The organism is Streptomyces sp. NBC_00354 (genome assembly GCF_036106915.1).
In the GTDB taxonomy this organism is placed as follows: Bacteria; Actinomycetota; Actinomycetes; order Streptomycetales; family Streptomycetaceae; genus Streptomyces.
Genome location: NZ_CP107983.1, coordinates 3,363,107 through 3,386,409 on the forward strand (window position 1 = coordinate 3,363,107; position 23,303 = coordinate 3,386,409).

At 72.0% G+C, this 23,303-nt stretch carries 27 protein-coding genes; 13 read left to right on the top strand and 14 right to left on the bottom strand.

All coding sequences use genetic code 11. The features are described 5' to 3' along the window. Positions 1-19: 19 nt before the first annotated feature. Complete coding sequence (gene afsQ1, locus OHT74_RS14855; protein ID WP_266664443.1) at positions 20-697, bottom strand: two-component system response regulator AfsQ1; 678 nt, start codon at positions 695-697, stop codon at positions 20-22. 178 nt (positions 698-875) lie between these two features. Here afsQ1 and OHT74_RS14860 point away from each other — a divergent pair, with 178 nt between their 5' ends. Then, a complete protein-coding gene (locus tag OHT74_RS14860; protein WP_266626161.1) occupies positions 876-1,580 on the top strand; it encodes a SigE family RNA polymerase sigma factor in 705 nt (234 codons plus the stop codon). A gap of 177 nt (positions 1,581-1,757) precedes the next feature. Here OHT74_RS14860 and OHT74_RS14865 read toward each other — a convergent pair whose 3' ends face one another. Continuing rightward, entirely contained in the window at positions 1,758-2,456 is a 699-nt protein-coding gene (locus tag OHT74_RS14865) for a uridine kinase family protein (RefSeq protein ID WP_266633288.1), read from the bottom strand. A gap of 54 nt (positions 2,457-2,510) precedes the next feature. Here OHT74_RS14865 and OHT74_RS14870 point away from each other — a divergent pair, with 54 nt between their 5' ends. Further along, a complete protein-coding gene (locus OHT74_RS14870; protein ID WP_266664445.1) occupies positions 2,511-2,855 on the top strand; it encodes a hypothetical protein in 345 nt (114 codons plus the stop codon). Positions 2,856-2,957: 102 nt separating this feature from the next. On the opposite strand, the gene OHT74_RS14875 is transcribed toward OHT74_RS14870, so the two are convergent. From OHT74_RS14875 to deoC, 3 genes are read right to left on the bottom strand one after another with little or no spacing between them, the layout of a single operon-like run. Beyond that, positions 2,958-3,854, bottom strand: coding sequence for an aldehyde dehydrogenase family protein (locus OHT74_RS14875; RefSeq protein ID WP_266664447.1), 897 nt, complete (start codon positions 3,852-3,854; stop codon positions 2,958-2,960). Then, positions 3,847-5,283: an aldehyde dehydrogenase family protein gene (locus OHT74_RS14880; protein ID WP_328620473.1), complete on the bottom strand. Its 1,437-nt coding sequence runs from the start codon at positions 5,281-5,283 to the stop codon at positions 3,847-3,849. The genes OHT74_RS14875 and OHT74_RS14880 overlap by 8 nt, the downstream gene beginning before the upstream one ends. 5 nt (positions 5,284-5,288) lie before the next feature. After that, the gene (gene deoC, locus OHT74_RS14885) at positions 5,289-6,251 is read right to left on the bottom strand and encodes a deoxyribose-phosphate aldolase (RefSeq protein WP_266664451.1); all 963 of its coding nucleotides are present in this window, start codon (positions 6,249-6,251) and stop codon (positions 5,289-5,291) included. A 307-nt stretch (positions 6,252-6,558) separates the two neighbouring features. Between deoC and OHT74_RS14890 the strand changes: the two genes are divergently transcribed. From OHT74_RS14890 to OHT74_RS14900, 3 genes are all read left to right on the top strand, one after another. Further along, positions 6,559-7,275 (top strand): hypothetical protein, encoded by a 717-nt coding sequence (locus tag OHT74_RS14890; RefSeq protein ID WP_328620474.1) that lies wholly within the window; start codon positions 6,559-6,561, stop codon positions 7,273-7,275. A gap of 89 nt (positions 7,276-7,364) precedes the next feature. Further along, the gene (locus OHT74_RS14895) at positions 7,365-8,003 is read left to right on the top strand and encodes a class F sortase (RefSeq protein WP_328620475.1); all 639 of its coding nucleotides are present in this window, start codon (positions 7,365-7,367) and stop codon (positions 8,001-8,003) included. 25 nt (positions 8,004-8,028) lie between these two features. After that, the gene (locus tag OHT74_RS14900; RefSeq protein ID WP_266664462.1) at positions 8,029-8,676 is read left to right on the top strand and encodes a PH domain-containing protein; all 648 of its coding nucleotides are present in this window, start codon (positions 8,029-8,031) and stop codon (positions 8,674-8,676) included. 32 nt (positions 8,677-8,708) lie between these two features. On the opposite strand, the gene OHT74_RS14905 is transcribed toward OHT74_RS14900, so the two are convergent. After that, on the bottom strand, positions 8,709-8,846 hold the full coding sequence (locus OHT74_RS14905) for a hypothetical protein (protein ID WP_266664464.1): 138 nt from the start codon (positions 8,844-8,846) through the stop codon (positions 8,709-8,711). 176 nt (positions 8,847-9,022) lie between these two features. Between OHT74_RS14905 and OHT74_RS14910 the strand changes: the two genes are divergently transcribed. Both OHT74_RS14910 and OHT74_RS14915 read left to right on the top strand, forming a co-directional pair. Next, positions 9,023-9,613: a VanZ family protein gene (locus OHT74_RS14910; RefSeq protein ID WP_266664466.1), complete on the top strand. Its 591-nt coding sequence runs from the start codon at positions 9,023-9,025 to the stop codon at positions 9,611-9,613. A gap of 66 nt (positions 9,614-9,679) precedes the next feature. Next, entirely contained in the window at positions 9,680-9,880 is a 201-nt protein-coding gene (locus tag OHT74_RS14915) for a PspC domain-containing protein (RefSeq protein WP_266664468.1), read from the top strand. A gap of 15 nt (positions 9,881-9,895) precedes the next feature. Here the strand turns inward: OHT74_RS14915 and OHT74_RS14920 are convergent, their stop codons facing one another. From OHT74_RS14920 to OHT74_RS14930, 3 genes are all read right to left on the bottom strand, one after another. After that, on the bottom strand, positions 9,896-10,672 hold the full coding sequence (locus tag OHT74_RS14920; protein ID WP_266664470.1) for a hypothetical protein: 777 nt from the start codon (positions 10,670-10,672) through the stop codon (positions 9,896-9,898). Positions 10,673-10,848: 176 nt separating this feature from the next. Further along, complete coding sequence (locus OHT74_RS14925) at positions 10,849-11,127, bottom strand: hypothetical protein (RefSeq protein ID WP_266664472.1); 279 nt, start codon at positions 11,125-11,127, stop codon at positions 10,849-10,851. Between the two features lie 140 nt (positions 11,128-11,267). Further along, positions 11,268-12,416, bottom strand: a complete 1,149-nt coding sequence (locus OHT74_RS14930) for an adenosine deaminase (RefSeq protein WP_266664474.1) — start codon at positions 12,414-12,416, stop codon at positions 11,268-11,270. 113 nt (positions 12,417-12,529) lie between these two features. Between OHT74_RS14930 and OHT74_RS14935 the strand changes: the two genes are divergently transcribed. Then, positions 12,530-13,261, top strand: a complete 732-nt coding sequence (locus OHT74_RS14935; RefSeq protein ID WP_328620476.1) for an alpha/beta hydrolase — start codon at positions 12,530-12,532, stop codon at positions 13,259-13,261. A 97-nt stretch (positions 13,262-13,358) separates the two neighbouring features. Next, the gene (locus tag OHT74_RS14940; protein ID WP_266664478.1) at positions 13,359-13,724 is read left to right on the top strand and encodes a cupin domain-containing protein; all 366 of its coding nucleotides are present in this window, start codon (positions 13,359-13,361) and stop codon (positions 13,722-13,724) included. Between the two features lie 62 nt (positions 13,725-13,786). Here the strand turns inward: OHT74_RS14940 and OHT74_RS14945 are convergent, their stop codons facing one another. Then, positions 13,787-15,247, bottom strand: coding sequence for a CehA/McbA family metallohydrolase (locus tag OHT74_RS14945; protein ID WP_328620477.1), 1,461 nt, complete (start codon positions 15,245-15,247; stop codon positions 13,787-13,789). A 419-nt stretch (positions 15,248-15,666) separates the two neighbouring features. On the opposite strand from OHT74_RS14945, the gene OHT74_RS14950 reads away from it, so the two are divergent. Further along, on the top strand, positions 15,667-16,710 hold the full coding sequence (locus OHT74_RS14950) for a helix-turn-helix transcriptional regulator (RefSeq protein ID WP_328620478.1): 1,044 nt from the start codon (positions 15,667-15,669) through the stop codon (positions 16,708-16,710). On the opposite strand, the gene OHT74_RS14955 is transcribed toward OHT74_RS14950, so the two are convergent. After that, positions 16,650-17,651, bottom strand: a complete 1,002-nt coding sequence (locus tag OHT74_RS14955; protein ID WP_328620479.1) for a LysR family transcriptional regulator — start codon at positions 17,649-17,651, stop codon at positions 16,650-16,652. The two genes, OHT74_RS14950 and OHT74_RS14955, sit on opposite strands and share 61 nt — an antisense overlap. Before the next feature lie 99 nt (positions 17,652-17,750). Between OHT74_RS14955 and OHT74_RS14960 the strand changes: the two genes are divergently transcribed. The 3 genes from OHT74_RS14960 to OHT74_RS14970 all read left to right on the top strand — a co-directional run bounded on the left by OHT74_RS14960 (position 17,751) and on the right by OHT74_RS14970 (position 20,985). Continuing rightward, positions 17,751-19,034, top strand: a complete 1,284-nt coding sequence (locus OHT74_RS14960) for an MFS transporter (protein ID WP_328620480.1) — start codon at positions 17,751-17,753, stop codon at positions 19,032-19,034. A 144-nt stretch (positions 19,035-19,178) separates the two neighbouring features. Next, the gene (locus OHT74_RS14965) at positions 19,179-19,895 is read left to right on the top strand and encodes a L,D-transpeptidase family protein (RefSeq protein WP_328623321.1); all 717 of its coding nucleotides are present in this window, start codon (positions 19,179-19,181) and stop codon (positions 19,893-19,895) included. Between the two features lie 76 nt (positions 19,896-19,971). Beyond that, on the top strand, positions 19,972-20,985 hold the full coding sequence (locus OHT74_RS14970) for a sigma-70 family RNA polymerase sigma factor (protein ID WP_328620481.1): 1,014 nt from the start codon (positions 19,972-19,974) through the stop codon (positions 20,983-20,985). On the opposite strand, the gene OHT74_RS14975 is transcribed toward OHT74_RS14970, so the two are convergent. The 3 genes from OHT74_RS14975 to OHT74_RS14985 all read right to left on the bottom strand — a co-directional run bounded on the left by OHT74_RS14975 (position 20,872) and on the right by OHT74_RS14985 (position 23,235). Continuing rightward, positions 20,872-21,207 carry an STAS domain-containing protein gene (locus OHT74_RS14975; RefSeq protein WP_328620482.1) on the bottom strand — a complete coding sequence of 112 codons (336 nt, stop codon included), beginning with the start codon at positions 21,205-21,207 and terminating at the stop codon, positions 20,872-20,874. The two genes, OHT74_RS14970 and OHT74_RS14975, sit on opposite strands and share 114 nt — an antisense overlap. A 52-nt stretch (positions 21,208-21,259) precedes the next feature. Continuing rightward, on the bottom strand, positions 21,260-21,862 hold the full coding sequence (locus OHT74_RS14980) for a Uma2 family endonuclease (RefSeq protein WP_328620483.1): 603 nt from the start codon (positions 21,860-21,862) through the stop codon (positions 21,260-21,262). Positions 21,863-21,957: 95 nt separating this feature from the next. Beyond that, complete coding sequence (locus OHT74_RS14985) at positions 21,958-23,235, bottom strand: thymidine phosphorylase (RefSeq protein ID WP_266664494.1); 1,278 nt, start codon at positions 23,233-23,235, stop codon at positions 21,958-21,960. Positions 23,236-23,303: the final 68 nt, after the last annotated feature.

A 23,303-nucleotide genomic window follows, 5' to 3' on the forward strand; every position in this document is an offset into this window, starting at 1 on the left:
CCCGCGAACAGAGCTTTGATCACTGCGGCGAGTCCAGCCGGTAGCCGACGCCACGGACGGTCCGGATGAGGGTGGGCGAGGACGGCACTTCCTCGACCTTGGCGCGCAGCCGCTGGACGCAGGCGTCCACCAGCCGGGAGTCGCCGAGGTAGTCGTGCTCCCAGACCAGCCGCAGCAGCTGCTGCCGGGAGAGCGCCTGCCCGGGCCGGCGGCTGAGCTCCAGGAGCAGCCGCAGCTCGGTCGGCGTCAGCTGGAGGTCCTCGCCGTTCTTCGTGACCGTCATCGCGGACCGGTCGATGACCAGGGACCCGAAGACCGCGGAATCGGTGGACTCCCGTTCCCCGCGGCGCAGCACGGCCCGGATCCGGGCGTCGAGCACCCGGCCCTGGACCGGCTTGACGACGTAGTCGTCGGCGCCGGACTCCAGGCCCACCACCACGTCGATGTCGTCACTGCGCGCGGTGAGCAGGATGATCGGCAGCTGGTCGGTGCGGCGGATCCGCCGGCACACCTCGAAACCGTCGATCCCGGGCAGCATCACGTCCAGCACGATCAGGTCCGGCCGCTGCTCGCGCAGCAGTTTCAGGCCGTCCTCGCCCGTCGCCGCGGTGGCCACACGGTGGCCCTGGCGAGACAGGGAGAGTTCGAGGGCCGTGCGGATGGCGTCGTCGTCCTCGATCAGCAACAGGAAAGGCACGGGCTCATTCTGTCCCATGGACCGTTCGGAGTTCGACCGTCGGGTGCACGGGATCGCACAGAGGTCGCTGTGACAGGCCTGTGACAGTCGGCGGACACCCCGGTTAAGTCCGCCGGGCAGTCTTCTACCAACGAAACCGAGCAGGATCCGAAGCAGACTCCACGACGGGGGGCGCGAGATGAACACGCTGCACAGCACCACCACCAGCGCGGTTGTCACGCGGCTGCACGATGTGAACCGCCGGGCAGGTGTCCGTTCGGTGACGGTCGCCCGTCCGCGGCCGGCGCACACGGTGGCCATCGACGCGAACACGTACCGCCCTTCCGTCCCGGAGCAGCACACGCCCGAGCTCTCCTCCACCTCGGAGGCCGAGTTCACGGCGTACGTCCAGGAGCGGCGGGCCGCCCTGTACGCGACGGCCTTCCACCTGACCGGTGACCGTTACGAGGCCGAGGACCTGCTGCAGAGCGCGCTGTTCTCCACGTACCGCGCCTGGGACCGGATCAGCGACAAGGCGGCCGTCGGCGGGTACCTGCGGCGCACGATGACGAACCTGCACATCAGCGCGTGGCGCCGGCGGAAGCTGAACGAGTACCCGACCGAGGAGCTCCCGGAGACGGCCTCGGACACGGACGCGATGCGGGGTACGGAGCTGCGCGCGGTGCTGTGGCAGGCGCTGGCCCGCATCCCGGAGCCGCAGCGCACGATGCTGGTGCTGCGGTACTACGAGGGCCGTACGGACCCGGAGATCGCGGAGATCCTGGGCATCAGCGTCGGCACCGTGAAGTCGAGCATCTGGCGGTCGCTGCGGCGCCTGCGGGACGACGAGGTGCTGAGCTTCGGCCGCGACGAGGCGGAGTCCTTCGAGGAGCTCGTCGCGTAACGCGGCACACCACAGACCATGGGCCAGGGGGCCCGTCCTACGGGGGTGGGACGGGGGCCTGCGGGGGGAGAGGGCGGGATCAGGCGGCCGGGGGGCCGCATGATCCCGCCTTCTCGTATGTCCGGCTCCGCCGGCACCGCAGAACCGGCGGCTCCGCCGGCACCGCAGAACCGGCGGCTACGCCGGGGCGGCCGCACGGTGGCGGCCTGCTGCGCAGGCGGCCAGGCGGCCCAGGGCCTCGTCGCGGCCGCAGGCGTGCGCGCCGAGGGCGGTGTGCCGGGCCACGATGCCCCGCTCCGCCCGCATCAGCCGCCAGCCCCTGCGCAGCAGGAACGGCAGCGACTTGCGGCCCTCGCGCAGGTCCCGCATCAGCCTGCGCCGGAACGTCGTCGACGGCCGCCCGCGCAGGCAGATGGCGTCCGCCAGCAGCCCCAGTTCCTGGCACCGGGCCACGATGTCCGCCGCGAAGATCCCCTCCGCGATGAAGAGCGGGGTGCGGGAGATGTCCAGCGTCTCGGTACCCGTACGGGAGGACGTGGCGATGGAGTACACCGGCACCTCGGTACGGCCTGCCGCGCAGAGTTCCACGATCGCGGCGACCGCCACGTCCGCGTCCCAGGACAGCGGGGAGTCCCAGTCGATGTCGGAGCTGCCCTCGACCAGCGGGAGGGTCGGGTCGTCGGCCTCCTTGTAGAAGTCGTCCAGGCGCAGCACCGGCAGCCCGGAACGGGCAGCCAACCTGGACTTGCCGGAGCCCGAAGGCCCGGTCAACAGGACGACACGCGTAGGCAGAGGAGAGGAAGAGCTCACGGGACACCAGTCTGAACCATTCCCCCGCGCAGGGGATGCCTCCGGTGGCCGGTTGGTATCCAGGATCACACCTCGACTACGCTGCGTGCGCACGCGACTACGACCTCAGGCGGGATCCCCATGGCACGTCACGCAGCCCCCGGCAGCTCCACGCTGCGCTCCGCAGGCCTCACGCTCTCCATGGCCGGTGCGGCCCTGGCCATGGCCGCCGGCGGCGCCCAGGCCGGTGAGCTCTCGGTCCCGGCCGCCCTCGCCGGGGTCGCCGACCCCATCGCGAACCTCAAGGTGAACCCCCTCGCACACACCGGCGTGGACCCGCTCGACAACGGCGTGGCCACCAAGGTCGCCGACTTCCCGGCGGTCGGCACCACCATGGTCACGGGGATCCTGACGCAGGGGCCGTCCCTCGGCGAGCTGCCCGAGGCGACCGCGTCCTCGCTGCTCGGCCCGCTGCTGCCGAAGTAGCCGGAGGCACCAGGGCACGAAAAGGCCCCGGCAGCACTGGGGGCACCTCCCAGCGGTAGCTGGGGGAGGGACGCTGCCGGGGCCGGTTTCAGAGGGGATCTCTCAGTACGAGGATCCGCCCGAGCCCAGCGAACCCGTGGGGTGCCAGACCGTCTTCGTCTCCAGGAACGCCGTCATGCGCGACGTGCCCGGGTCGGCGCTCCAGTCGTCCACAGGCTGTGGACGCAGGACGCGCTTGAGGTTGTCGGCCGCCGCGATCTCCAGCTCCTTGGCCAGCGCCGCGTCGGCACCCGCCAGGTCGATCGCGTTGACGTCCTGGTGGGACGCCAGGTGCGGGCCCATCTCGCCGGCCTTGCCGGACAGGATGTTGACGACGCCGCCCGGCAGGTCGGAGGTGGCCAGCACCTCGCCCAGGGAAAGGGCCGGAAGCGGCGCGTTCTCGCTGGCGATGACCACGGCGGTGTTGCCCGTCGCGATCACCGGGGCGATCACGGAGACCAGGCCCAGGAAGGACGAGTCCTGAGGGGCCACGACCGTGACGACACCGGTCGGCTCCGGGGTGGAGAGGTTGAAGAACGGGCCTGCGACCGGGTTGGCCCCGCCCACGATCTGGGCGATCTTGTCGGTCCAGCCCGCGTACCAGACCCAGCGGTCGATGGCCGCGTCGACGACCGCGGCCGCCTTCGACTTGGACAGGCCCTCGGCCTCGCCGACCTCGCGGACGAACTGCTCGCGGCGGCCCTCCAGCATCTCGGCGATGCGGTAGAGGATCTGCCCGCGGTTGTACGCGGTCGCGCCCGACCAGCCGCCGAAGGCCTTGCGGGCCGCGACGACCGCGTCACGCGCGTCCTTGCGGGAGGACAGGGGGGCGTTGGCCAGCCACTTGCCCTTGGAGTCCGACACCTCGTACACCCGGCCGCTCTCGGAACGCGGGAACTTCCCGCCCACGTACAGCTTGTAGGTCTTGAAGACGCTCAGTCGCGCCGAAGACTCAGACATCGAGGTAGCCCTCCAGGCCGTGACGGCCGCCTTCGCGCCCGAAGCCCGACTCCTTGTAGCCGCCGAAGGGCGAGGTCGGGTCGAACTTGTTGAACGTGTTGGCCCAGACGACACCGGCGCGGAGCTTGTTCGCGACCGCGAGGATGCGCGAGCCCTTCTCCGTCCAGATGCCGGCGGACAGGCCGTACTGGCTGTTGTTGGCCTTGGCGACGGCCTCGTCCGGCGTACGGAAGGTCAGCACGGACAGCACCGGGCCGAAGATCTCGTCGCGGGCGACGGTGTGCGCCTGGGTGACGTTCGTGAAGAGCGTCGGGGCGAACCAGTAGCCGGAGGACGGCAGCTCGCACGCCGGGGACCAGCGCTCGGCGCCCTCGGCCTCGCCGGTCTCCGCGAGCGCGGTGATCCGGGCCAGCTGCTCGGCAGAGTTGATCGCACCGATGTCGGTGTTCTTGTCGAGCGGGTCGCCCAGGCGCAGGGTGCTCAGGCGGCGCTTGAGGGAGTCCAGCAGCTCGTCGTGAATCGACTCCTGGACCAGCAGGCGCGAGCCCGCGCAGCAGACCTGGCCCTGGTTGAAGAAGATGCCGTTGACGATGCCCTCGACGGCCTGGTCGATGGGGGCGTCGTCGAAGACGATGTTGGCACCCTTGCCGCCCAGCTCCAGGGTGACCTTCTTGTCGGTGCCGGCGATCGAGCGGGCGATGGCCTTGCCGACCGCGGTCGAGCCGGTGAAGGCGACCTTGTTGACGTCCGGGTGCTCGACGAGGGCCGCGCCCGCGTCGCCGTATCCGGTGAGGATGTTGACGACGCCCTTGGGCAGGCCCGCCTGGCGGCAGATGTCCGCGAAGAACAGGGCGGAGAGCGGGGTGGTCTCGGCGGGCTTGAGGACGACCGTGTTGCCGGCGGCGAGCGCCGGGGCGATCTTCCACGCCAGCATCAGCAGCGGGAAGTTCCACGGGATGACCTGGCCGGCCACGCCCAGCGGGCGCGGGTTCGGCCCGTAGCCGGCGTGGTCGAGCTTGTCGGCCCAGCCCGCGTAGTAGAAGAAGTGCGCGGCGACCAGCGGGAGGTCCGCGTCGCGGGTCTCCTTGATCGGCTTGCCGTTGTCCAGGGTCTCCAGGACGGCCAGCTCGCGGCTGCGCTCCTGGATGATCCGGGCGATGCGGAAGAGGTACTTGGCGCGCTCGGAGCCGGGCAGCGCGGACCAGGCCGCGAACGCCTTGCGGGCGGCCTTGACCGCGCGGTCGACGTCGGCGGCGCCGGCCTGGGCGACCTCGGCGAGGACCTCCTCGGACGACGGCGAGACGGTCTTGAAGACCTTGCCGTCGGCGGCGTCGGTGAACTCACCGTCGATGAAGAGCCCGTACGAGGGGGCGATGTCGACGACCGAGCGGGACTCGGGAGCCGGTGCGTACTCGAATACAGATGCCATGGTGATCAGTCCACCGTCACGTAGTCGGGACCGGAGTAACGGCCGGTGCTCAGCTTCTGGCGCTGCATCAACAGGTCGTTGAGCAGGCTGGAGGCGCCGAAGCGGAACCAGTGGTTGGTCAGCCAGTCCTCGCCCACGGTCTCGTTGACCAGGACCAGGAACTTGATGGCGTCCTTGGTGGTCCGGATGCCGCCGGCCGGCTTCACGCCGATCTGGATTCCAGTCTGCGCCCTGAAGTCGCGGACGGCCTCGAGCATCAGCAGCGTGTTGGCGGGGGTGGCGTTGACGCCGACCTTGCCGGTGGAGGTCTTGATGAAGTCGGCGCCCGCGAGCATGCCGATCCAGGAGGCCCGGCGGATGTTGTCGTACGTCGACAGCTCGCCGGTCTCGAAGATGACCTTGAGGCGGGCGACGGTGCCGTCGGGGCGTACGCATGCCTCCTTGACGGCCTTGATCAGCTCGTACGTCTCCAGGTAGCGGCCGGCGAGGAAGGCGCCACGGTCGATGACCATGTCGATCTCGTCGGCGCCGGCGGCGACGGCGTCACGGGTGTCCGCGAGCTTGACGGGCAGCGCGGCGCGGCCGGCCGGGAAGGCCGTCGCGACGGAGGCCACCTTGACGTCGGCGCCGTTCAGGGCGGCCTTGGCGGTGGCCACCATGTCGGGGTAGACGCAGACCGCGGCGGTCATGGGAGTCGTACGGTCGGTCGGGTCGGGATTGGCGGCCTTGGCGGAGAGCGCTCGGACCTTGCCCGGGGTGTCCGCACCCTCAAGCGTGGTCAGGTCGATCATCGAAATGGCCAGGTCAATGGCGTACGCCTTGGCCGTGGTCTTGATCGAACGGGTACCGAGCGCGGCCGCGCGGGCCTCCAGGCCGACGGCGTCTACGCCGGGCAGCCCGTACAGGAAGCGGCGCAGCGCGCTGTCGGACGTCGTCACGTCAGCGAATGCGGTGAGGGTGGTGGGCATGGTCACAAGATGAGCATATCTACGCGCGTAGCGGCCTGTCACCCCCCGCGGCCGCACATCTGTGCGGGCTTGGCCACATCCGGGCACGGCAGGGGTCGGCCCGGGTCCGCGTCTGCGGACCGCTGACCTCCGCTTTTCCTGTTACACGGCGAAGACGGGAACCCCATCGTCCGGTCGAACAAGATCCGTAAATTTCTCTTCAGCAGCCCGCCAGACCTCACCGGATGAAAGCTTCGGCAGAGAACCCGTAGAGAAAAGGGGCATGCGACTCTCCCACCTTCCCGCGAGACAGCTTCCAGGAGTCGTTATGCGTACCGCCCTCCGCACCTCGATCGTCACCGCCGCCCTCGCCGGGGCCCTGCTCGCGCCGGCCGCGACCGCACTCGCCGCGCCCGCCCCGCAGGCCGGCACCTCGGTCTCGGCCGTGAACACGGTCTCCGCGGCCTCGTCGGACAAGGACCGCTACGACGGCGAACTCGTTCTCGTCGGCAAGAACCGGATCGCGGTGCTGCGCAACGAGTCCGAGGGCCCCGAGGTCTGGATCCGCGCCGTGGGCGACAACTGGAAGCCGGCCGACGGCTGGGCGGGCCGCGTGCTGGCGAAGCTGGACCTCTCCAACCGCCGCGCGGTGATCGAGGACACCGAGTACACGCTCACCGACGCGGGCGGCTACGGGCTCAACGTCCACCGGAAGGGCGAGGGGGCTTCGGACTTCTACCTGCTGCCGAAGGGCGCGCCGACCACCAAGCCGTCGACCGGGCCCTCCGCCAAGCCCTCCGCGCAGCCGACCGCCAAGACCCCGGCCACGACCTCCGTCAAGCCGGTCGCCGACGTGAAGGCGCAGACCGGGGCGCAGACCGTGGTCGTGCCCAAGGGCGGGGTGGCCGCCGGGGCCGAGTTCGCCGCCGAGGACACCGACAACAGCACCACCGTGGCCGCCGGCGCGGGTCTCGTCGCGATCCTCGCCGGGCTGGGTGTGGCCCTGCTGGCCCGCGGCCGCCGCGCCGCCCGCAGCCGGGGCTGATCTTCCCTTTCCGGCCCGTTCCCTCCCGTTCCTGCCTCCGGCGGGCCACCTCCACGGTGGCCCGCCGGGCCCGTTTCCCGGAGCACCCCATGGCCCACCGCGTCCGCCCCCTGCTCGCCGCCGCCCTGCTCGGTCCGCTCGCCCTCGCCGCCCTGACCGGCTGCGGCGGTGCACCGGCCGCCCCCACGCCTGCGCCGCACATCGCCGCGGCCACCGCGCCCGCGCCGGCCGCCGCGGCGTCGTCCGCCCCGACGGCGGCCGCGCCCGTCGCCCCGCTGCCCGCCTCTGAGCCCGTACGGGTGCGGATCCCCGCCGCCGGGGTGGACAGGGGCCCGCTGCTGGAACTGGGCCTGGCCGCCGACGGCAGCGTCGAGGTGCCCTCCGTAGCGGACGGGGACCGGATCGGCTGGTACACCAAGGCCGTCACCCCGGGCGAGACCGGCCCTGCCGTACTGATCGGGCACTTCGACACCGCGCGCGGCCCGGCCGTCCTGCGCAACGTCTCGAAGATCCGCACCGGCGACGGGATCACCGTCTCCCGGGCGGACGGCACGACCGCCGCCTTCCGGGTGCGCGAGCTGGAACAGGTCGACAAGAAGAGCTTCCCGACCGCCAAGGTGTACGGGAACACCGCGCGCCCCGAGCTTCGGCTGATCACCTGCGGCGGCGAGATCACCGACGGCCACCGCCCCGACAACATCATCGTGTACGCCGATCTCGTGGGCTGAGACGGCTTGAGGCAGAATCGGGCGCATGAGCAGCCAGCAGCCCACTGACGAACCGGTGTACGACGACCGGGTCTACCGCTCCCCCATGGCCGTCGTCACCGGCGTTCTGCTGCTCGCGCTCATCGCGTGGCTGTGCGGGGACGCGATCGTGCGGGGTTCGGGGAACGCCCCGTGGTTCGCCGCGGCGATCGCCCTGCTGGCCGTACCGCTGACCGTGGCCTTCACCATCCGCCCCGCGGTCTTCGCCAACGACAACCGGATGCGCGTACGGAACCCGTTCCGGATCATCGAGCTGCCCTGGGCCGCCGTGGACGCGGTGCGTGCCGGGTACTCGGCGGAGGTGCTGGCCGAGGGGTCGAAGTACCAGCTGTGGTCCGTCCCGGTCTCGCTGCGCGAGCGGAAGAAGGCGAACCGGCAGCAGTTCTCCCGCCGCGGCGGGCTCACCGGCAAGGGACTCGGCTCGCCCGAGGGCGGCGACACGGCCGCTGCCGCCGCCGTCGAACCGCAGCGGGCCCACGCGGACCAGGTGGTGGACGAGCTGCGGGAGCTGGCCGAGCGCGGCGCCTCGCGGGCGGGCGCCCAGGGCAGCGTGCGCGTGCGGTGGTCGTACGAGGTCATCGCGCCCGCCGTCGCGGGTGCGGTATTCCTGATCGTCCTCCTCGCCACCCGCTGACGGCGGGCCCCGGCGGCCCCGGCGGCCCCGGGTTAAGCGCGGGGGACGCCGAGGCCGGCGAGGGCCGCGGCCAGTGCGCGGCCGCAGAACCCGGCCACGATCGTGTGCAGCGGCCGTCGTACGCCGCCGTTCGCCGCTGTGCGTCGTACGGGGCTGCGTCGTGCGGGCATGGCTGTTCTCCTTCGGCTGCCACCGGTGGGCCGCGCCCACTGTGCGGGTCCGCAGCGGTACCGGAGGCGGGTGCGTCACCGACCCGCCGGGGTTTCATCCGATCGGATCGTCATATGCCGCCTGCTCGCCGGATCCGACCGGAACCGCAGCCACCGGGCGCTGCGTCCTCGCAGGTGTGCAGCGCAATGAGGTCGGCCGCAGTGCCGCCACCGCCATTCACCTCCGGCTCCGACTTCTGGGCGGGGGGCTGCTGGTCGCTCATCTCCTCCTCGTCGCCTGGCTGACCCTGCGGCCCCTGGACGTGCCCTGGGCGGCCGCCGCCAATCTGACCCCGCTGGAGGGGATCCGGGCGGACCTCTCGTACGGACCGCTCGAGGCGGTCCGGCGGATCGGGGAGGGGCTGGCGCTGCTCGCCCCGCTCGGGGTGCTGCTGCCCCTCGTCAACGGGAACCTGGCGCCCTCGCCGCTGGCCGCGTGGTCCTCGCTGGGCCGGACCGCCGCCGCGGGCGCGCTGGTCTCGCTCAGCATCGAGATGCTCCAGAGCGCCGTGCCCGGACAGGTGGTCGACGTGGACTCGGTCCTGCTGAACGGCCTCGGCGTGGTGCTCGCGCACGCGGCCGTCGTACCGGCGCTGCGTGCGCGGCTGCGGCGCTCGCAGCGCTCGCAGCGCTCGCAGCGCTCCTCTCAGGGCTCTACCCCGAGAATTCCCAGGGTCGGCCTCGGTCCGTGGACCGACGTTCTGTCCGCAGTGCCGCGGGAGTATTGAGGTATCGCGGGAGCCCGCCATCACCGACGGTTCTGGTGGCCCGCCGAGCCCACAGAGGAGAAACCCATGAGCGCCATTGCCCGCCCCCGTGACGGCCGCTGGATCGGCGGCGTCTGCGCCGGACTGGCGCGCCGCTTCGGAATTTCCGCGAATACGATGCGCCTGATATTCGTCGTCTCGTGCCTGCTGCCCGGCCCGCAGTTCCTGATCTACCTGGCGCTGTGGGTGCTCCTGCCGAACGAGAAGTCCGCCTCCAACGCCTGGTAGCACCTCCGTGGCTGCTCAGCCCGCGCTGCGGACCTTCTCGAGCTGCTTGTCCGCCACCTCGTGCGGGACCTGCGGCTTCTGCTGGGCCGCGGCCGTCGCCACGTTGAGGGCCATCAGCCGCACGACGGTGGCGCCCTGGCGTACGACGACCACGTGGACCTGCGCGGAGACGCCCTGGGCGGCCGCGGTCGTGGTCCAGCTGACGCTCTCGTCGCCGGCCGTCTTGTACTCGGCCGGCCGTACGTCGCGGTAGCTGCCGCTCTGCTTCTCGACGGTGGCGGAGAAGCCCGTACCGCAGGCGGCGACGGCGTCCTTCAGCCGGGCGATCAGGGCCTTGGCGTCGCTCTCGGCGTAGGAGCTGACGGAGGCGGAGACGGCCAGTCCGACCTGTTTCTGGGAGCCGACACCGCGGTTGACGGTCTCGCGGGCGGCCGGGTCGGGCTTGTCGCCCATGATGTCGGCCAGGGGCTGGCAGGCCTTGCGGTCGGCCTGCGGCTGGCCGTCGGGGGCGTTCGGGTTCTTGCCCTGGGCGGAGACCTGGTAGCCGGGCAGATCGCCCTGTTCGAGCGCGGAGCGCTCCAGCTTGGTCGCCCCGGCCTTCGGTGCGGCCGAGCCGCTCGGGGCGCCGCCCGGGGACGCGGCGGGAGAGCCGGCGGGGGCGGAGCCCTTCGGGTCGGGCGCCTTGCCGGCCGCGGGGGCGTCCTTGCTGCTGCATCCCACGGCTCCCAGGAGGAGGGCGGGGAGCAGGGCGGCGGTGGCCGCTGCGACCGTGACTCGTGCGTTCAAGCGCATGACCGATGACCTCATACCCAGTGCGTCGGCGGGCAGTTGGTGGTGATCGTGGCACACGGCACGACGCGGCACACACCCGATCGAACCGGCGTGCGCCACGTGCGTGCGTGTGCGAAGAATCCGCGGACGAATCGCGGACGAGTCGCGGACGGATCCGCGTGCGGATCCGGCGGGGATCAGCCGCCGAGCGCGCCACCGATGGGCAGGCCGCCGAGCGTGGGGCCGACCGCGTCGGTGAGCTGGTTGAGGGGGGCAGCCGGGTCGCTGGACTGCTGGCCACCCTCGGGGCTCACCTGCTGCTGGCTCGTGAGCCCAGCGGTGGCGCCGGTGACGGTGCCCAGGGCGTCGGACAGGCCGATGGCGGGCACGGCGGCCGACGCGGAACCCGCGGCGGCGGCGACGAAGGCGGCACCGAGGGCGGCGGCACCGAGAGTCTTGGCAGCTGACTTCTTCATGAAGATTTAGTCCTTGCGACGGGGAATTGAGCGGCTCCGCAAACTAGTCACTTCAAACCCCCGGCCGCAAACATACGTAAATACGAGAAAGCGCCCGGGGATTGCCGTCCCCGGGCGCTTTCCTCACGTCATGCCGTGGCCTAGAGCGAGACAGAACCGCTGGTCGAAGCAGTCTGCTGGAACAGCCATTCCGACTTCAGCTCCGCGTAACCGGGCTTGATGACCTCGTTGATCATGGCCAGTCGTTCATCGAAAGGAATGAACGCGGACTTCATCGCATTGACGGTGAACCACTGCATGTCGTCGAGCGTGTAGCCGAAGGTGTCGACCAGGTGCTCGAACTCGCGGCTCATGCTGGTGCCGCTCATCAGCCGGTTGTCGGTGTTGACCGTCAGGCGGAAGTGCAGCTTGCGCAGCAGGCCGATCGGGTGCTCGGCGTACGAGGCGGCCGCGGCGGTCTGCAGGTTCGAGGTGGGGCACATCTCCAGGGGGATGCGCTTGTCCCGGACGTACGAGGCCAGCCGGCCCAGCTTCACCGAGCCGTCGGCGGCGACCTCGATGTCATCGATGATCTTCACGCCGTGGCCCAGGCGGTCGGCGCCGCACCACTGCAGGGCCTGCCAGATCGACGGCAGACCGAAGGCCTCGCCCGCGTGAATGGTGAAGTGGTTGTTCTCGCGCTTGAGGTACTCGAACGCATCGAGGTGGCGGGTGGGAGGGAACCCGGCCTCGGCGCCGGCGATGTCGAAGCCGACCACGCCGTTGTCGCGGTAGCGGTTCGCCAATTCGGCGATCTCCAGGGCGCGGGCGGCGTGGCGCATCGCGGTGAGCAGCGCGCCGACGCGGATGCGGCGGCCGCTCGCCTTCGCGCGGCGCTCGCCCTCGCGGAAGCCGTCGTTCACTGCCTCGACGACCTCTTCGAGGGTCAGGCCGGCTTCCAGGTGCTGCTCGGGGGCGTAGCGGATCTCGGCGTACACGACGCCGTCCTCGGCCAGGTCCTCGGCGCACTCGGCGGCGACACGGAACAGCGCCGCCTTCGTCTGCATGACGGCGCACGTGTGCGCGAACGTCTCCAGATAGCGGGGCAGGGAGCCGGAGTCGGCGGCTTCGCGGAACCAGATGCCGAGCTTGTCGGCGTCCGTCTCGGGAAGGCTCTCGTAGCCGGCCTCGCGGGCCAGCTCGATGATGGTCCCGGGGCGCAGGCCACCGTCGAGGTGGTCGTGGAGCAGCACCTTCGGGGAGCGGCGGATCTGATCCGGGGTCGGCAGGTTGGGGGTCTCGCTCGTCATCCGGGCACTCTACTCCTACGCGCGTAGAGCAGCGCGTCGGCGACAGGGGTCGATACGCAACAGAGACCGTACGGACGGGTCGCGTACACCTGTCAGTCTGAGAATGTTCCGCCATGGCACAGCATGCGCCGCCGGCGCGCGGGGCCCGCCTGGGGCGGGCGGCCGGCGCGAACGGCTCGGTCTCGACGGGAAGCACAGTCAACGGAGCGGTCCTCCTGCTCCCCGGAACGTCCAGATTGTTCCCCGGTCCGGTGCGCCCGCTCGCGCGGGCACTGGCCCGGGCGGGCGGAGCGGACGGGCTGGTCGCGCACACGGTCCTGCACGGCCGGGGGGCCTGCCGGGAGGACGACGCCCGGTGGGCGGCCGACGAGGTGGTGCGCCGGTACGGGGACGTGCCGGTGTGCCTCGTCGGCTACGACGCGGGCGGCCGGGCGGCGCTGCGGGCGGCGGGCCACGATGCCGTCAACTCGGTGCTGGCGCTTGCCCCTTCCTTAGGCGAGGTGGTCTCGGCGGATTCCCCGGAACCGGTGAAGCAGCTGTCGGGGCGGCAGGTGCTGATCGTGCACGGGACGAACGATGCGCACAGCGATCCTGAAGCATCGTTTCGGCTGGCGGCGCAGGCGAAGAAGGCGAACCGGGCGACGTGCCGGTTCGAGGTCCACTCGGACGGGCACCGGCTGCGGGAGCACCAGGCGGAAGTCGTGGCGCTGTCCGTGGATTTCGTCCTGGGGGCGATGTTCTCGGGGCGGTACTCGCGGCCTGTGACGGACGCGCTGGCGGCGCCGCCTCCGCTGGGGCTGCGGATGCCGCTCGCCTCCGGGTTCGGACGGTCGCTGCGGGGCTGACCTGCGGGGGCCGGGCCGCGAGCGGATGAGGCGCCCGGCCGCCGGACGTATGGTGAGGAGTGAACTCGGGGTCCTTCTCTGCGGGAGGCGGTTCGGCATGGCCGGGATCGTGCGCAAGAGCTTCGACCAGGCGGACGAGACCCGTCCGTTCGAAGACGGCAAGGGCAGGCTCGACGTGATCCAGACGGACGGCGGCGCCGTGGGCCGCGCGGTCTTCGAGCCGGGCTGGCGCTGGTCGGAACACATCAAGCCGCTGGTGGGCACGGACAGCTGCGAGGCCGCGCACACGGGTTACGTGGTGAGCGGCCGGATGAAGGTCGTCATGGACGACGGGAGCAGTGAGGAGTACGGCCCCGGCGACCTCATGGAGATCGCGCCCGGACACGACGCCTGGGTCGTCGGCGACGAGCGGTGCGTCGCGGTGGACTGGACCGGCTTCGGCCAGTACGCGAAGCCGGCCTGACATCCCCGTCACGTCACCGGTCACATCGCTGGTCACATCACCGGTCACGTCAGCCGGTCACCTCACCCCGCGGGCAGCCACACCGGGTTCGTGAACGCCGCCGGGGCGCCCGGCAGGGGCGGGGCCGCGGCGGGGTGGCGGACCTCGGCCCGGACGTAGGCGGAGCGGGCCGGGGTGGTGTGCCATTCCAGGGTGGTGGCGTCGGGGGCCGTGACGGCCAGGCCCTGATCGGTGATCAGCCGTAGTTCGCAGCCCGGGGCGCCCGTGACCGTGAGCCGGATCAGCACGTCCGCGTCCGGGGCCACCCGCAGGCGCTCCCCGATGCCGGCATGCTCCCCGCGCCCTGCGACGGCCTCGAAGCCGACCGTGACCTGCGCGGATTCCGCGGCGTAGGACCGGCCGGCCCGTATCCCGGCGAGGACGGCCTCCCGGGTCAGGTCCTCGGCGAGGACCACGGTCTGCGGGCCGCCGATGCGGTCCGGATCGCGGTGGTGGTCGCTGTTGGCCATGGCCGGCAGCCAACGCTCGCCGTCGGCGCCGCGCAGGGTGGCGTCCCAGGAGGCCAGGGAGACCTCGTCGTCCGGGGTCCACGGGCCGTTCCAGACCTCGACCGCGTCGGCCTCGCCGAAGCCGAACTTCCAGGCGCAGCCGATGCAGGTGGCGTGCGGGTGGGCGGGCACGACCAGCCCGCCTGCGCCCCGTATGGCACGGGCGAACCGGCCGAAGCGGCCCTCGCGGGCCCGGTAGCGCCAGTCGACGAAGGTCCCGGGGTCGGTGCCGACCGCCAGGACGTGGCCGGTGCGGGTGGTGATCTCCTCGCCGGTCAGGATCAGCAGGTCCGGGGAGAGCGCGTCGGCCCAGGCGGCGTGCGCGGAGTGGGTGTTGTGCTCCGAGGAGTTGATGAAGTCCAGGCCGGCGGCCCGGGCGAGGCCGGCGATCTCGGCCGGGGTGCGGCGCCCGTCGGAGTGCACCGAGTGGATGTGGCAGTCGCCCCGGTACCAGGCCCGGCCGCGGCCGCGGGCCCGCTGGGGCGGGTAGACGGGGCGGGGGGTGCGGCCCGGGTCCCCGAAGGTGAAGCGTGCGGTGATCTCGTACGGGAGCCCCTGCGGGGCCACGGTGTACGGGCCGAGCAGTATGTGCCAGCGGCCGGCTTCGATCGGGCCGGGCACGTAGCCGGGGGTCGCGTCGTCGGCGCGCAGGAAGAACTCGCTGCGGGCGCCGCCCGACCAGCCGCGGAAGCCGCGGCCGCCGAGGGCGGTGCCGTGCTGGTCGAAGATGCCGATGTCGAGGGCATTTCCGGGGGTGCCGGGCGGTACGGGCGGCTTCCCGTACGTGTACGCCACTCTTAACTCGCGTACGCCGCGCGGCACATCGAGGGGTATCTCGACGAAGTCCGGGGCGCCCGGGGGGATCGTGCCGGTCAGGATCCGGGTGTCCGGCGAGGGGGCGGACAGGTGCGGGGCGGCGGCTGCGGCGGCACCGGACGCACCGGTCGCCAGAACTTCACGTCTCGTGAGGGCCATCCCTCCACGGTGGCGGCGGTACGTGAATCCCGTGTGAATCCGGGGTGAGGGGTACCGGCTGTCCGAGCAGGGTCACAGCCCGGTGCACGCCGGGCGGCGGTGGTCGCGCCGGTCCGTCCGTACCCGCCGCTCCGTCCCCTCACGGTCGGAGGGCACCGGCGGACCTCCCCCAGCTACCGCTGGGAGGTGCGCCCGGCGCGACCACCACGGCGGGGCGCCGGCTCGGCAGGACCGCCATGGGCCCCCGCCCGGTCCTGCGAACCAGCTCCCGCTCCCCCGTCACCGCGTTTCCCCCTTCACCCGGTGTGAACACTGTGCCGGTTCGGTATATCCGGAAGACGCCCGATCGGGGGTCGTCTTGCCGCCTTGCGGGAACACGAGGGGTTTACAAACATCCGCAAGCCGGGACGAATACGCATATGCCAGCCGACGAAGCCGACCAGCCACGCGGGGGCGACCTGAGCCGCGCCGCCCGGCGGCTGTACGCGTACGCCGTGGAGCGGCATTCGTTCGCCGCGGCCGAGGCCACCGAGGCCCTCGGGGCGCGGGCGGCCGCGGCGATCACCGAGCTGGCCGCCGCGCACCTGCTCCAGCGGGCCTCCGGCGACGGTCCGGAGCGGTGGAGCGCCGTGGCGCCGCGGGCGGCGGCGGCCCGGGCGCTGGCCCCGCTGGCCCTGCTCGTACGGGAGACCCACGACGAGATGGACCGGCTGCGCGGGCGGCTGGAGACGCTGGTCCCGGCGTACGAGGCGGGGGCGGCTCACCTCGAACGCAACGGGTCGGGGCGGGCGAAGCTGGAGCTGATCACGGACCTGGGAGCGGTGCGCGGGCTGATCGCGGAGCTGGTCGCGGGGTGCGAGCGGGAGCTGCTGACCTCGCAGCCGGGCGGGGGCCGGCCGGTGGAGACGCTGGAGGAGGCGATCGGGCGGGACGAGTCGCTGCTGGCACGCGGGGTGCGGATGCGCACGATCTACCAGCACACGGCCCGCTACTCGCGGCCCACGGCGGCGTACGTGGAGCGGGTGACGGCGCTGGGCGCGCAGGTGCGGACGCTGGGCGACGCCCTGATGCGGATGCTGGTCTTCGACGGGCACACGGGGCTGATGGCGGTACCGGACCGCAGCGGGGCGGCGCTGGTGGTGCGCGAGCCGGCGGTCGTGCACTTCATGACGTCGGCGTTCGAGCGGTGCTGGGTGGAAGCGGAGCCGTTCCCCACGACGGTGAGCCCGGACGCGGCCCGCTCGCTCTCGGACGAGCTGCGGCAGACGATCGTGCGGCTGCTGTCGGAGGGTCTGGAGGACAAGGTGATCGCGCGCCGGCTGGGCATGTCGGAGCGGACCTGCCAGCGCCACATCGCGGAGATCATGCGGGCAGTGGGCGCCAAGTCGCGTTTCCAGGCGGGCTATTTGCTCTCCTCGGCGGCGCCTCCCGCCGCCGCCTCCGGGGACGAAGCCGGATCCTGACCGGGGTGCCAGCCGTGCAGCTCCGGGATCAGCCGGCCGCGACGGGACAGCAGGAAGCGCTTGAACTCGGCGACCGGCGGGGTGTCGGGGTGGCCGTCGAGCCAGGCGACGCCGATCTCGCGGACCGCGCGCGGAGCCGTCACCGTCAGCTCGACCACGCCGGGGCGGGCCACGGCCGGCGGCGGCAGCAGGGCCACGCCGAGGCCTGCCGCGACCAGGCCGCGCAGGGTCTCGGCCTCCTCGCCCTCGAAGGCCACGCGCGGGGTGAACCCGGCCTCCGCGCACAGGTCGTCGGTGATGCGGCGCATGCCGTAGCCCGGCTCCAGGGTGACGAAGGTTTCCTCGGCGGCCTCGGCGAGGCGGATGCGCTTGCGGGTGGCCAGGCGGTGGTCGTCGGGGACCACCAGGCGCAGCCGCTGCACGTCCAGGCGGCGGGCGACCAGGTCGGGGGCATCGGGGAGCGGTGAGGTCAGGCAGAGGTCGAGCTCGCCGGCCCGCAGCTTCTCGAGCATGGCCTCGCCGTAGTTCTGCACCAGGGAGAAGCGCACGCGCGGGTGGTCGGCGCGGAAGGCGCGGATCAGGCCGGGTACGGTCTCGGGGCCGAGGGTGTGGAGGAAGCCGAACGCCACCTTGCCGAAGGCCGGGTCGGCGTCCTGCTGCACCGACTCGGCGGCGCGGGCGATTTCGGCGAGGGCCCGCTCGGCCGACGCGAGGAAGGTCCGGCCGGCCGTGGTGAGCGCGACGGTGCGGCCCTTGCGGGCGAACAGCGCGACGCCGAGGTCCTGTTCGAGCCGGACCATGGCCCGGGACAGGGTGGACTGCGGGACGCCCAGCTCGTGCGCGGCGCGGGTGACGTGCTCGTGGCGGGCGACGGCGGCGAAGTACGCCAGGCGCGGGGCCAGCAAACCTGTCACAGCGATGTCTTCTTCGTAACGGTTCATTTACAGGCACCCCTCTGAGCTGCGGTCATGCATCAGTGGATTGATTATCGCGATTCTGTGCATTGGACGCATGAAACGGGACGGGTCTACGGTCGTTGCATGCCTCCCGTTCATACCGGGGCGCCCGTCACCACGGGTGCCTCCACCCCGTCGTCCCCTGCCGCACCGGAACCCCGCTCCCCCGGCCGCCCCGGCTACCGCCGCATGAGCCTCGCGCTCTTCGCCGCCGGACTCGCGACGTTCGCCCTCCTCTACTCCACCCAGGCGCTGCTGCCCGCGATCTCCGACGGGTTCGGGGTGACGGCGGGTCAGGCCAGCTGGACCGTGTCCGCGGCCACCGGCGCACTCGCCCTGTTCGTCCTGCCCCTCAGCGCGCTCTCCGAGCGCTTCGGGCGGACCCGGATGATGACGGTCTCCATGCTGGTCGCCGTCGGCGTCGGGCTCCTGGTGCCGTTCGCGCCGAACCTGGAGTGGCTGGTGGCGCTGCGCGCCGTCCAGGGTGCGGCGATCGCCGGCATCCCGGCCTCCGCGATGGCGTACCTGGCGGAGGAGGTCAAGCCGAAGGCGCTGGTGGGCGCGATCGGCCTGTTCGTGGCGGGCAATTCCATCGGCGGCATGAGCGGCCGCCTCGTCACCGGCTGGGCGGCCCAGGTGTGGGGCTGGCGGGGCGGGCTGCTGGCCGTCGGCCTGATGTCCCTGGCGTGCGCGGCGGCCTTCCTGGTGCTGCTCCCCCGGGCCCGGTTCTTCCGCCCGGCCTCGCTGAACCCGCGCGCGGTCGGCCGTACGGTCGCCGGGCACCTGCGGGATCCGCTGCTGCTGCGCCTGTACGGGATCGGCGCGCTGTTCATGACCGTCTTCGGGGCCGTGTACACCGTCATCGGCTACCGGCTGGTCGACGAGCCGTTCTCCCTCGGGCAGGGCGTGATCGGCTCGATCTTCCTGATCTACCTGGTCGGTACGGTCTCCTCGGCCGCCGCCGGGCAGCTGGTGGCCCGGACGGGGCGGCGCGGCGCGCTGTACCTGGCGGTGACCACGACCGCGCTGGGCCTGCTGCTGTCCCTGGCGGACTCGCTCGCCGCGATCCTGCTCGGCCTGGTCCTGATCACCGCGGGCTTCTTCGCGGGCCACGCGGTGGCGTCCGCCGCGGTGAGCCGGACCGCGACGTCGGGCCGCGCGCAGGCCTCGGCGCTGTACCAGTCGGCGTACTACCTGGGCTCCAGCGCGGGCGGCACGCTCGGCGCGCTCGCCTACCACTCGGCGGGCTGGGCGGCCACGGTGGGCATTGCGCTGCTGGCCGTGCTCGGCGTCGTCTCGATCACCCTGTACGGCTCGCACGCGGCCCGCGCGGAGCGCCGCCTCACCTCGCTGGCGGCCGCACGCTGATACGGCCGCGCGCGGATCGCCCGTACGGCATCGGTACGAGCGGAATTACGGAGCCCGGAAGCGCAAGCCGCCCCGGGCTCCGGCGCGTTGCCCCTCCTCGCCGGGAAGGCATGAGGAGGTGGGAGGGAGTCCGGCGTGAAATCCATGCGGATGCGTACGGGGCGGATGCGTACGGGGCGACGTGCGGCGGCGGTGGTCTGCGGGGTGGTGGCGCTCGCGGCCCCGCTGGTGGTCGGCGGGGGCGGGGCGGCGCAGGCCGCCGGCTCGTGCAACGTGACCACGGGGCCGTACCAGCGGGAGGCGGAGCAGTTCCTGGGTCGGCCGGTCGACGGGTGGCAGTCCGCGGCCGACTGCCAGGCGGTCAAGGCGTTCCAGGCGAAGCACGGGATCACCCCGACCGCGGGGTACGCGGGGCCGCTGACCTGGCAGACGATGAGCACGATGCTGGCGCAGCGGGCGGCGGGCACGACGCCGAACAAGGACGGGAAGTGCCCGGTGAATCTGGGCCGGATCGCCTGCGTCGACCTCACCCGCCAGCTCAGCTGGGTCCAGGACGGCGCCATGCTGAAGTACGGGCCGGTGCCGGTCCGCACCGGGAAGGACGGCACCGAGACCCGGACCGGGCTGAAGCGGATCTACTACCGCAGCATCGACCACTGGTCGACGATCTACGACGTGGCGATGCCGTACGCGCAGTTCTTCGACAACGGGATCGCCTTCCACTCCGTCGACAAGAGCATGTGGAACCCGCCGGGGTCCGGCGGCTGCGTGAACATGCGGGCCGCGGACGCGAAGGCGTACTGGAACCTGCTGGTCAAGGGCGACGACGTGTACGTGTACGGCCGCAAGCCCGGTACCTAGGCAGGGCTTTCCGGCTGCCGTTGTCAGACCCCTCCGGTAGTTTTCGATATATCGGACCGACTGGGGGAAGACAGCCATGAGTGACCTCGCCACGGGCATCGAGTCCGACCTGGATGCGGCGATGGACCGCTACCGGGTCGAGCTCACCGGCTACTGCTACCGCATGCTCGGCTCCTCCTTCGACGCCGAGGACGCGGTGCAGGACACGTACGTCCGCGCCTGGCGCAGCTTCGAGAAGTTCGAGGGCCGGTCCTCGCTGCGCTCGTGGCTGTACCGCATCGCCACCAACGTCTGCCTGGACCTGCTGAGCGCGGGGAACAAGCGGGCCCGCCCGATGGACCTCAGCGCCCCGCAGCACCAGGCCTCGGCGGTGCTCAACGAGCGGCCGGAGGTCACGTGGCTGGAGCCGGTGCCGGACGGGCGGGTGCTGCCGCAGACCGCCGATCCGGCCGAGATGGCGCTGGCGAAGGAATCCGTACGCCTCGCGTTCGTGGCGGCGCTGCAGCACCTTCCGGCGAAGCAGCGGGCGGTGCTGATCCTGCGCGAGGTGCTGGCGTGGAAGGCGGACGAGGTCGCGACGCTGCTCGACACGACGGTGGCCTCGGTGAACAGCGCCCTGCAGCGGGCCCGGGCCACGATGTCCGCCACCCGCATGCGCGAGAGCGACGCGGCGGACCCGCTGGACGCGGAGCAGGTGAAGCTGCTGGAGCAGTACCTCTCGGCCTTCGAGGCGTACGACATCTCGCGGCTGACCACCCTGCTGCACGAGGACGCGGTGCTGTCGATGCCGCCGTTCGACCTGTGGCTCCAGGGGCATGCGGACATCGCGGCGTGGCATCTGAACCAGGGCATCGGCTGCAAGGGCTCCCGCCTCGTCCCGACCACGGCGAACGGCCTGCCGGCCTTCGGCCAGTACCGGCCGCGGGAGGACGGGAAGCCGGGTCACGTGCCGTGGGCACTCCAGGTGCTGGAGATTTCAGACGGGCGGATCACCGGGCTCAACGCCTTCCTGGACACCGACCGGTGGTTCCCGCTCTTCGGCCTCCCCGAGCAGCTGGAGGAGTCCGACGAGCTCCAGCAGGGCGCGTAGGGCGGGCGGGGCGCCGGCCACCCGGAGCGGCCGGCCCCGCGCGGCGAGCCGCAGCCGGGCCAGTGCTTCGACGGCGCCCAGGTCCGGGTCGGTGACGGCGGCGGCATCGCACACCACCTCCGTCGCCCCGGCGTCGCAGAGCCGGGCCAGGCGGGCGCACAGCAGTACGGCATCACGCGCGGTCGGGCTGGGTCCGGGCAGGACGAGTCGGGTGATCTCCACGAGGGGGTGACTGCCCGGGCAGCCGGAACTCATCGGCGCTGGGCGGTCCCGCTCACGGGGTGGGGAAGGCGGACGTGTCCAGTTTGAGGTCGAACGGCTCGGGCAGGTGGAAGGTCTCCCCGAACTTGCCGGCCCGGAGGAGCCGATAGACGCCGCCGCCCGGCTCGCCGTACAGCGTGACGGTGGGCCCGCCCGTGGCGAACGCGTCGATGAGGAGGTAGAACGGAACACCCGCCTGCGCGTATCCGGCAGCTTTCGCGATGCGGTCGTGCGAGGCATTCGAGGGGGAGGTGACCTCGACGACGAGTTCCGCCACGGCGGCGGGCACGTGGTGTTCGGAGTCGGATCCGGACTCCGACAAGACGGCGGAAGGCAGGACCAGGAGGTCCGGGATGAACAGTCCCCTGCGCGACGGAACGACGACGCTCTGCGTCTGATGGATGTCCCAGTCGTCGGGAAGGACTGTGTATAGCTGCCGCTGCACCTTGGCAGTGATCAGGTTGTGCATGTTTGCGGGCGTCGGTGCCACGGTGATGATCCCCTCGATGATCTCCACCTTGCAGCCCTCCGGCCAGTCCGACTCCTCCCAGAGCCGGACCAGGTCCTCCCAGCCGTCGCCACCTCGTGACTCGTGCTGGACGGTGAGTGCGCTCATGGTGTGCTCCTCAAGCTGTTGGCACCGATCCCAGCATGCCGAACGGGACCGGCGCAGGTCCACCGGTCCCGTTCACCCGAAAGGAAAGCCGCAGGTCAGGCGATGCGGTCCAGCACGATCGGCGTGGCGGAGAACGCCGTGCCGGCCGGGGCGATGTCGTACGTGCCCTCCAGGGAGGCCAGGGCGTAGTCGAACTTCTCCGGGGTGTCCGTGTGCAGCGTCATCAGCGGCTGGCCGGCCACCACGGTGTCGCCCGGCTTGGCGTGCAGCTCGATGCCGGCGCCCGCCTGCACCGGGTCCTCCTTGCGCGCGCGGCCGGCGCCCAGGCGCCAGGCGCCGACGCCGACGCCGTACGCGTCCAGGCGGGTCAGCACGCCGGACTCGGGGGCGGTGACGACGTGCTGCTCGCGGGCCACCGGGAGGGCCGCGTCCGGGTCGCCGCCCTGGGCCGCGATCATCCGGCGCCAGACGTCCATCGCGGAGCCGTCGGCCAGCGCCTTGGCCGGGTCGGCGTCCTTGATGCCCGCCGCGTCCAGCATCTCGCGGGCCAGCGCCAGGGTCAGCTCGACGACGTCGGAGGGGCCGCCGCCGGCCAGGACCTCGACCGACTCGCGGATCTCCAGCGCGTTGCCGGCGGTCAGGCCGAGCGGGGTGGACATGTCGGTGAGCAGGGCGATCGTCTTGACGCCGCTGTCCGTACCGAGGGCGACCATCGTCGAGGCCAGCTCGCGCGCGTCCTCGATGTTCTTCATGAACGCGCCGGTGCCGACCTTCACGTCGAGGACGAGCGAGCCGGTGCCCTCGGCGATCTTCTTCGACATGATCGAGGAGGCGATCAGCGGGATGGCCTCGACGGTGCCCGTCACGTCGCGCAGCGCGTACAGCTTCTTGTCGGCGGGGGCCAGGCCGTCGCCCGCCGCGCAGATGACCGCGCCGGTGGTGTCGAGGACGTGCAGCATCTCCTCGTTGGAGAGCAGCGCGCGCCAGCCGGGGATCGACTCCAGCTTGTCCAGGGTGCCGCCGGTGTGGCCGAGGCCGCGGCCCGACAGCTGCGGAACGGCCGCGCCGCACGCGGCGACGAGCGGGGCCAGCGGGAGGGTGATCTTGTCGCCGACGCCGCCCGTGGAGTGCTTGTCGGCGGTCGGGCGGGACAGCGAGTCGAAGTTCATCCGCTCGCCCGACGCGATCATCGCGGCGGTCCAGCGCTTGATCTCGGACCGGTTCATGCCGTTCAGCAGGATGGCCATCGCCAGCGCCGACATCTGCTCGTCGGCGACGACACCGCGCGTGTACGCGTCGATGACCCAGTCGATCTGCTCGGGGCTCAGCTCGCCGCGATCCCGCTTGGTGCGGATGACGGAGATGACGTCCATGTGGTGCTTCCTTCTACGCGCATAGAGATGAGGGGAAAGAAAGACGGAAGGGAGACGGCCCCTCACCC

Bases quoted from the DNA above. Each gene is read 5' to 3' on its own strand.
- OHT74_RS14880 (WP_328620473.1), bottom strand. From the start codon at position 5,283: ATGGCATCTGTATTCGAGTACGCACCGGCTCCCGAGTCCCGCTCGGTC.
- OHT74_RS14915 (WP_266664468.1), top strand. From the start codon at position 9,680: ATGAGCGCCATTGCCCGCCCCCGTGACGGCCGCTGGATCGGCGGCGTC.
- OHT74_RS14890 (WP_328620474.1), top strand. From the start codon at position 6,559: ATGCGTACCGCCCTCCGCACCTCGATCGTCACCGCCGCCCTCGCCGGG.
- OHT74_RS14965 (WP_328623321.1), top strand. From the start codon at position 19,179: ATGCGGATGCGTACGGGGCGGATGCGTACGGGGCGACGTGCGGCGGCG.
- OHT74_RS14935 (WP_328620476.1), top strand. From the start codon at position 12,530: ATGGCACAGCATGCGCCGCCGGCGCGCGGGGCCCGCCTGGGGCGGGCG.
- deoC (WP_266664451.1), bottom strand. From the start codon at position 6,251: ATGCCCACCACCCTCACCGCATTCGCTGACGTGACGACGTCCGACAGC.
- OHT74_RS14955 (WP_328620479.1), bottom strand. From the start codon at position 17,651: ATGAACCGTTACGAAGAAGACATCGCTGTGACAGGTTTGCTGGCCCCG.
- OHT74_RS14860 (WP_266626161.1), top strand. From the start codon at position 876: ATGAACACGCTGCACAGCACCACCACCAGCGCGGTTGTCACGCGGCTG.
- OHT74_RS14900 (WP_266664462.1), top strand. From the start codon at position 8,029: ATGAGCAGCCAGCAGCCCACTGACGAACCGGTGTACGACGACCGGGTC.
- OHT74_RS14940 (WP_266664478.1), top strand. From the start codon at position 13,359: ATGGCCGGGATCGTGCGCAAGAGCTTCGACCAGGCGGACGAGACCCGT.
- OHT74_RS14870 (WP_266664445.1), top strand. From the start codon at position 2,511: ATGGCACGTCACGCAGCCCCCGGCAGCTCCACGCTGCGCTCCGCAGGC.
- OHT74_RS14905 (WP_266664464.1), bottom strand. From the start codon at position 8,846: ATGCCCGCACGACGCAGCCCCGTACGACGCACAGCGGCGAACGGCGGC.
- OHT74_RS14875 (WP_266664447.1), bottom strand. From the start codon at position 3,854: ATGTCTGAGTCTTCGGCGCGACTGAGCGTCTTCAAGACCTACAAGCTG.
- OHT74_RS14950 (WP_328620478.1), top strand. From the start codon at position 15,667: ATGCCAGCCGACGAAGCCGACCAGCCACGCGGGGGCGACCTGAGCCGC.
- OHT74_RS14895 (WP_328620475.1), top strand. From the start codon at position 7,365: ATGGCCCACCGCGTCCGCCCCCTGCTCGCCGCCGCCCTGCTCGGTCCG.
- OHT74_RS14930 (WP_266664474.1), bottom strand. From the start codon at position 12,416: ATGACGAGCGAGACCCCCAACCTGCCGACCCCGGATCAGATCCGCCGC.
- OHT74_RS14970 (WP_328620481.1), top strand. From the start codon at position 19,972: ATGAGTGACCTCGCCACGGGCATCGAGTCCGACCTGGATGCGGCGATG.
- OHT74_RS14945 (WP_328620477.1), bottom strand. From the start codon at position 15,247: ATGGCCCTCACGAGACGTGAAGTTCTGGCGACCGGTGCGTCCGGTGCC.
- OHT74_RS14980 (WP_328620483.1), bottom strand. From the start codon at position 21,862: ATGAGCGCACTCACCGTCCAGCACGAGTCACGAGGTGGCGACGGCTGG.
- OHT74_RS14960 (WP_328620480.1), top strand. From the start codon at position 17,751: ATGCCTCCCGTTCATACCGGGGCGCCCGTCACCACGGGTGCCTCCACC.
- OHT74_RS14920 (WP_266664470.1), bottom strand. From the start codon at position 10,672: ATGCGCTTGAACGCACGAGTCACGGTCGCAGCGGCCACCGCCGCCCTG.
- OHT74_RS14985 (WP_266664494.1), bottom strand. From the start codon at position 23,235: ATGGACGTCATCTCCGTCATCCGCACCAAGCGGGATCGCGGCGAGCTG.
- OHT74_RS14925 (WP_266664472.1), bottom strand. From the start codon at position 11,127: ATGAAGAAGTCAGCTGCCAAGACTCTCGGTGCCGCCGCCCTCGGTGCC.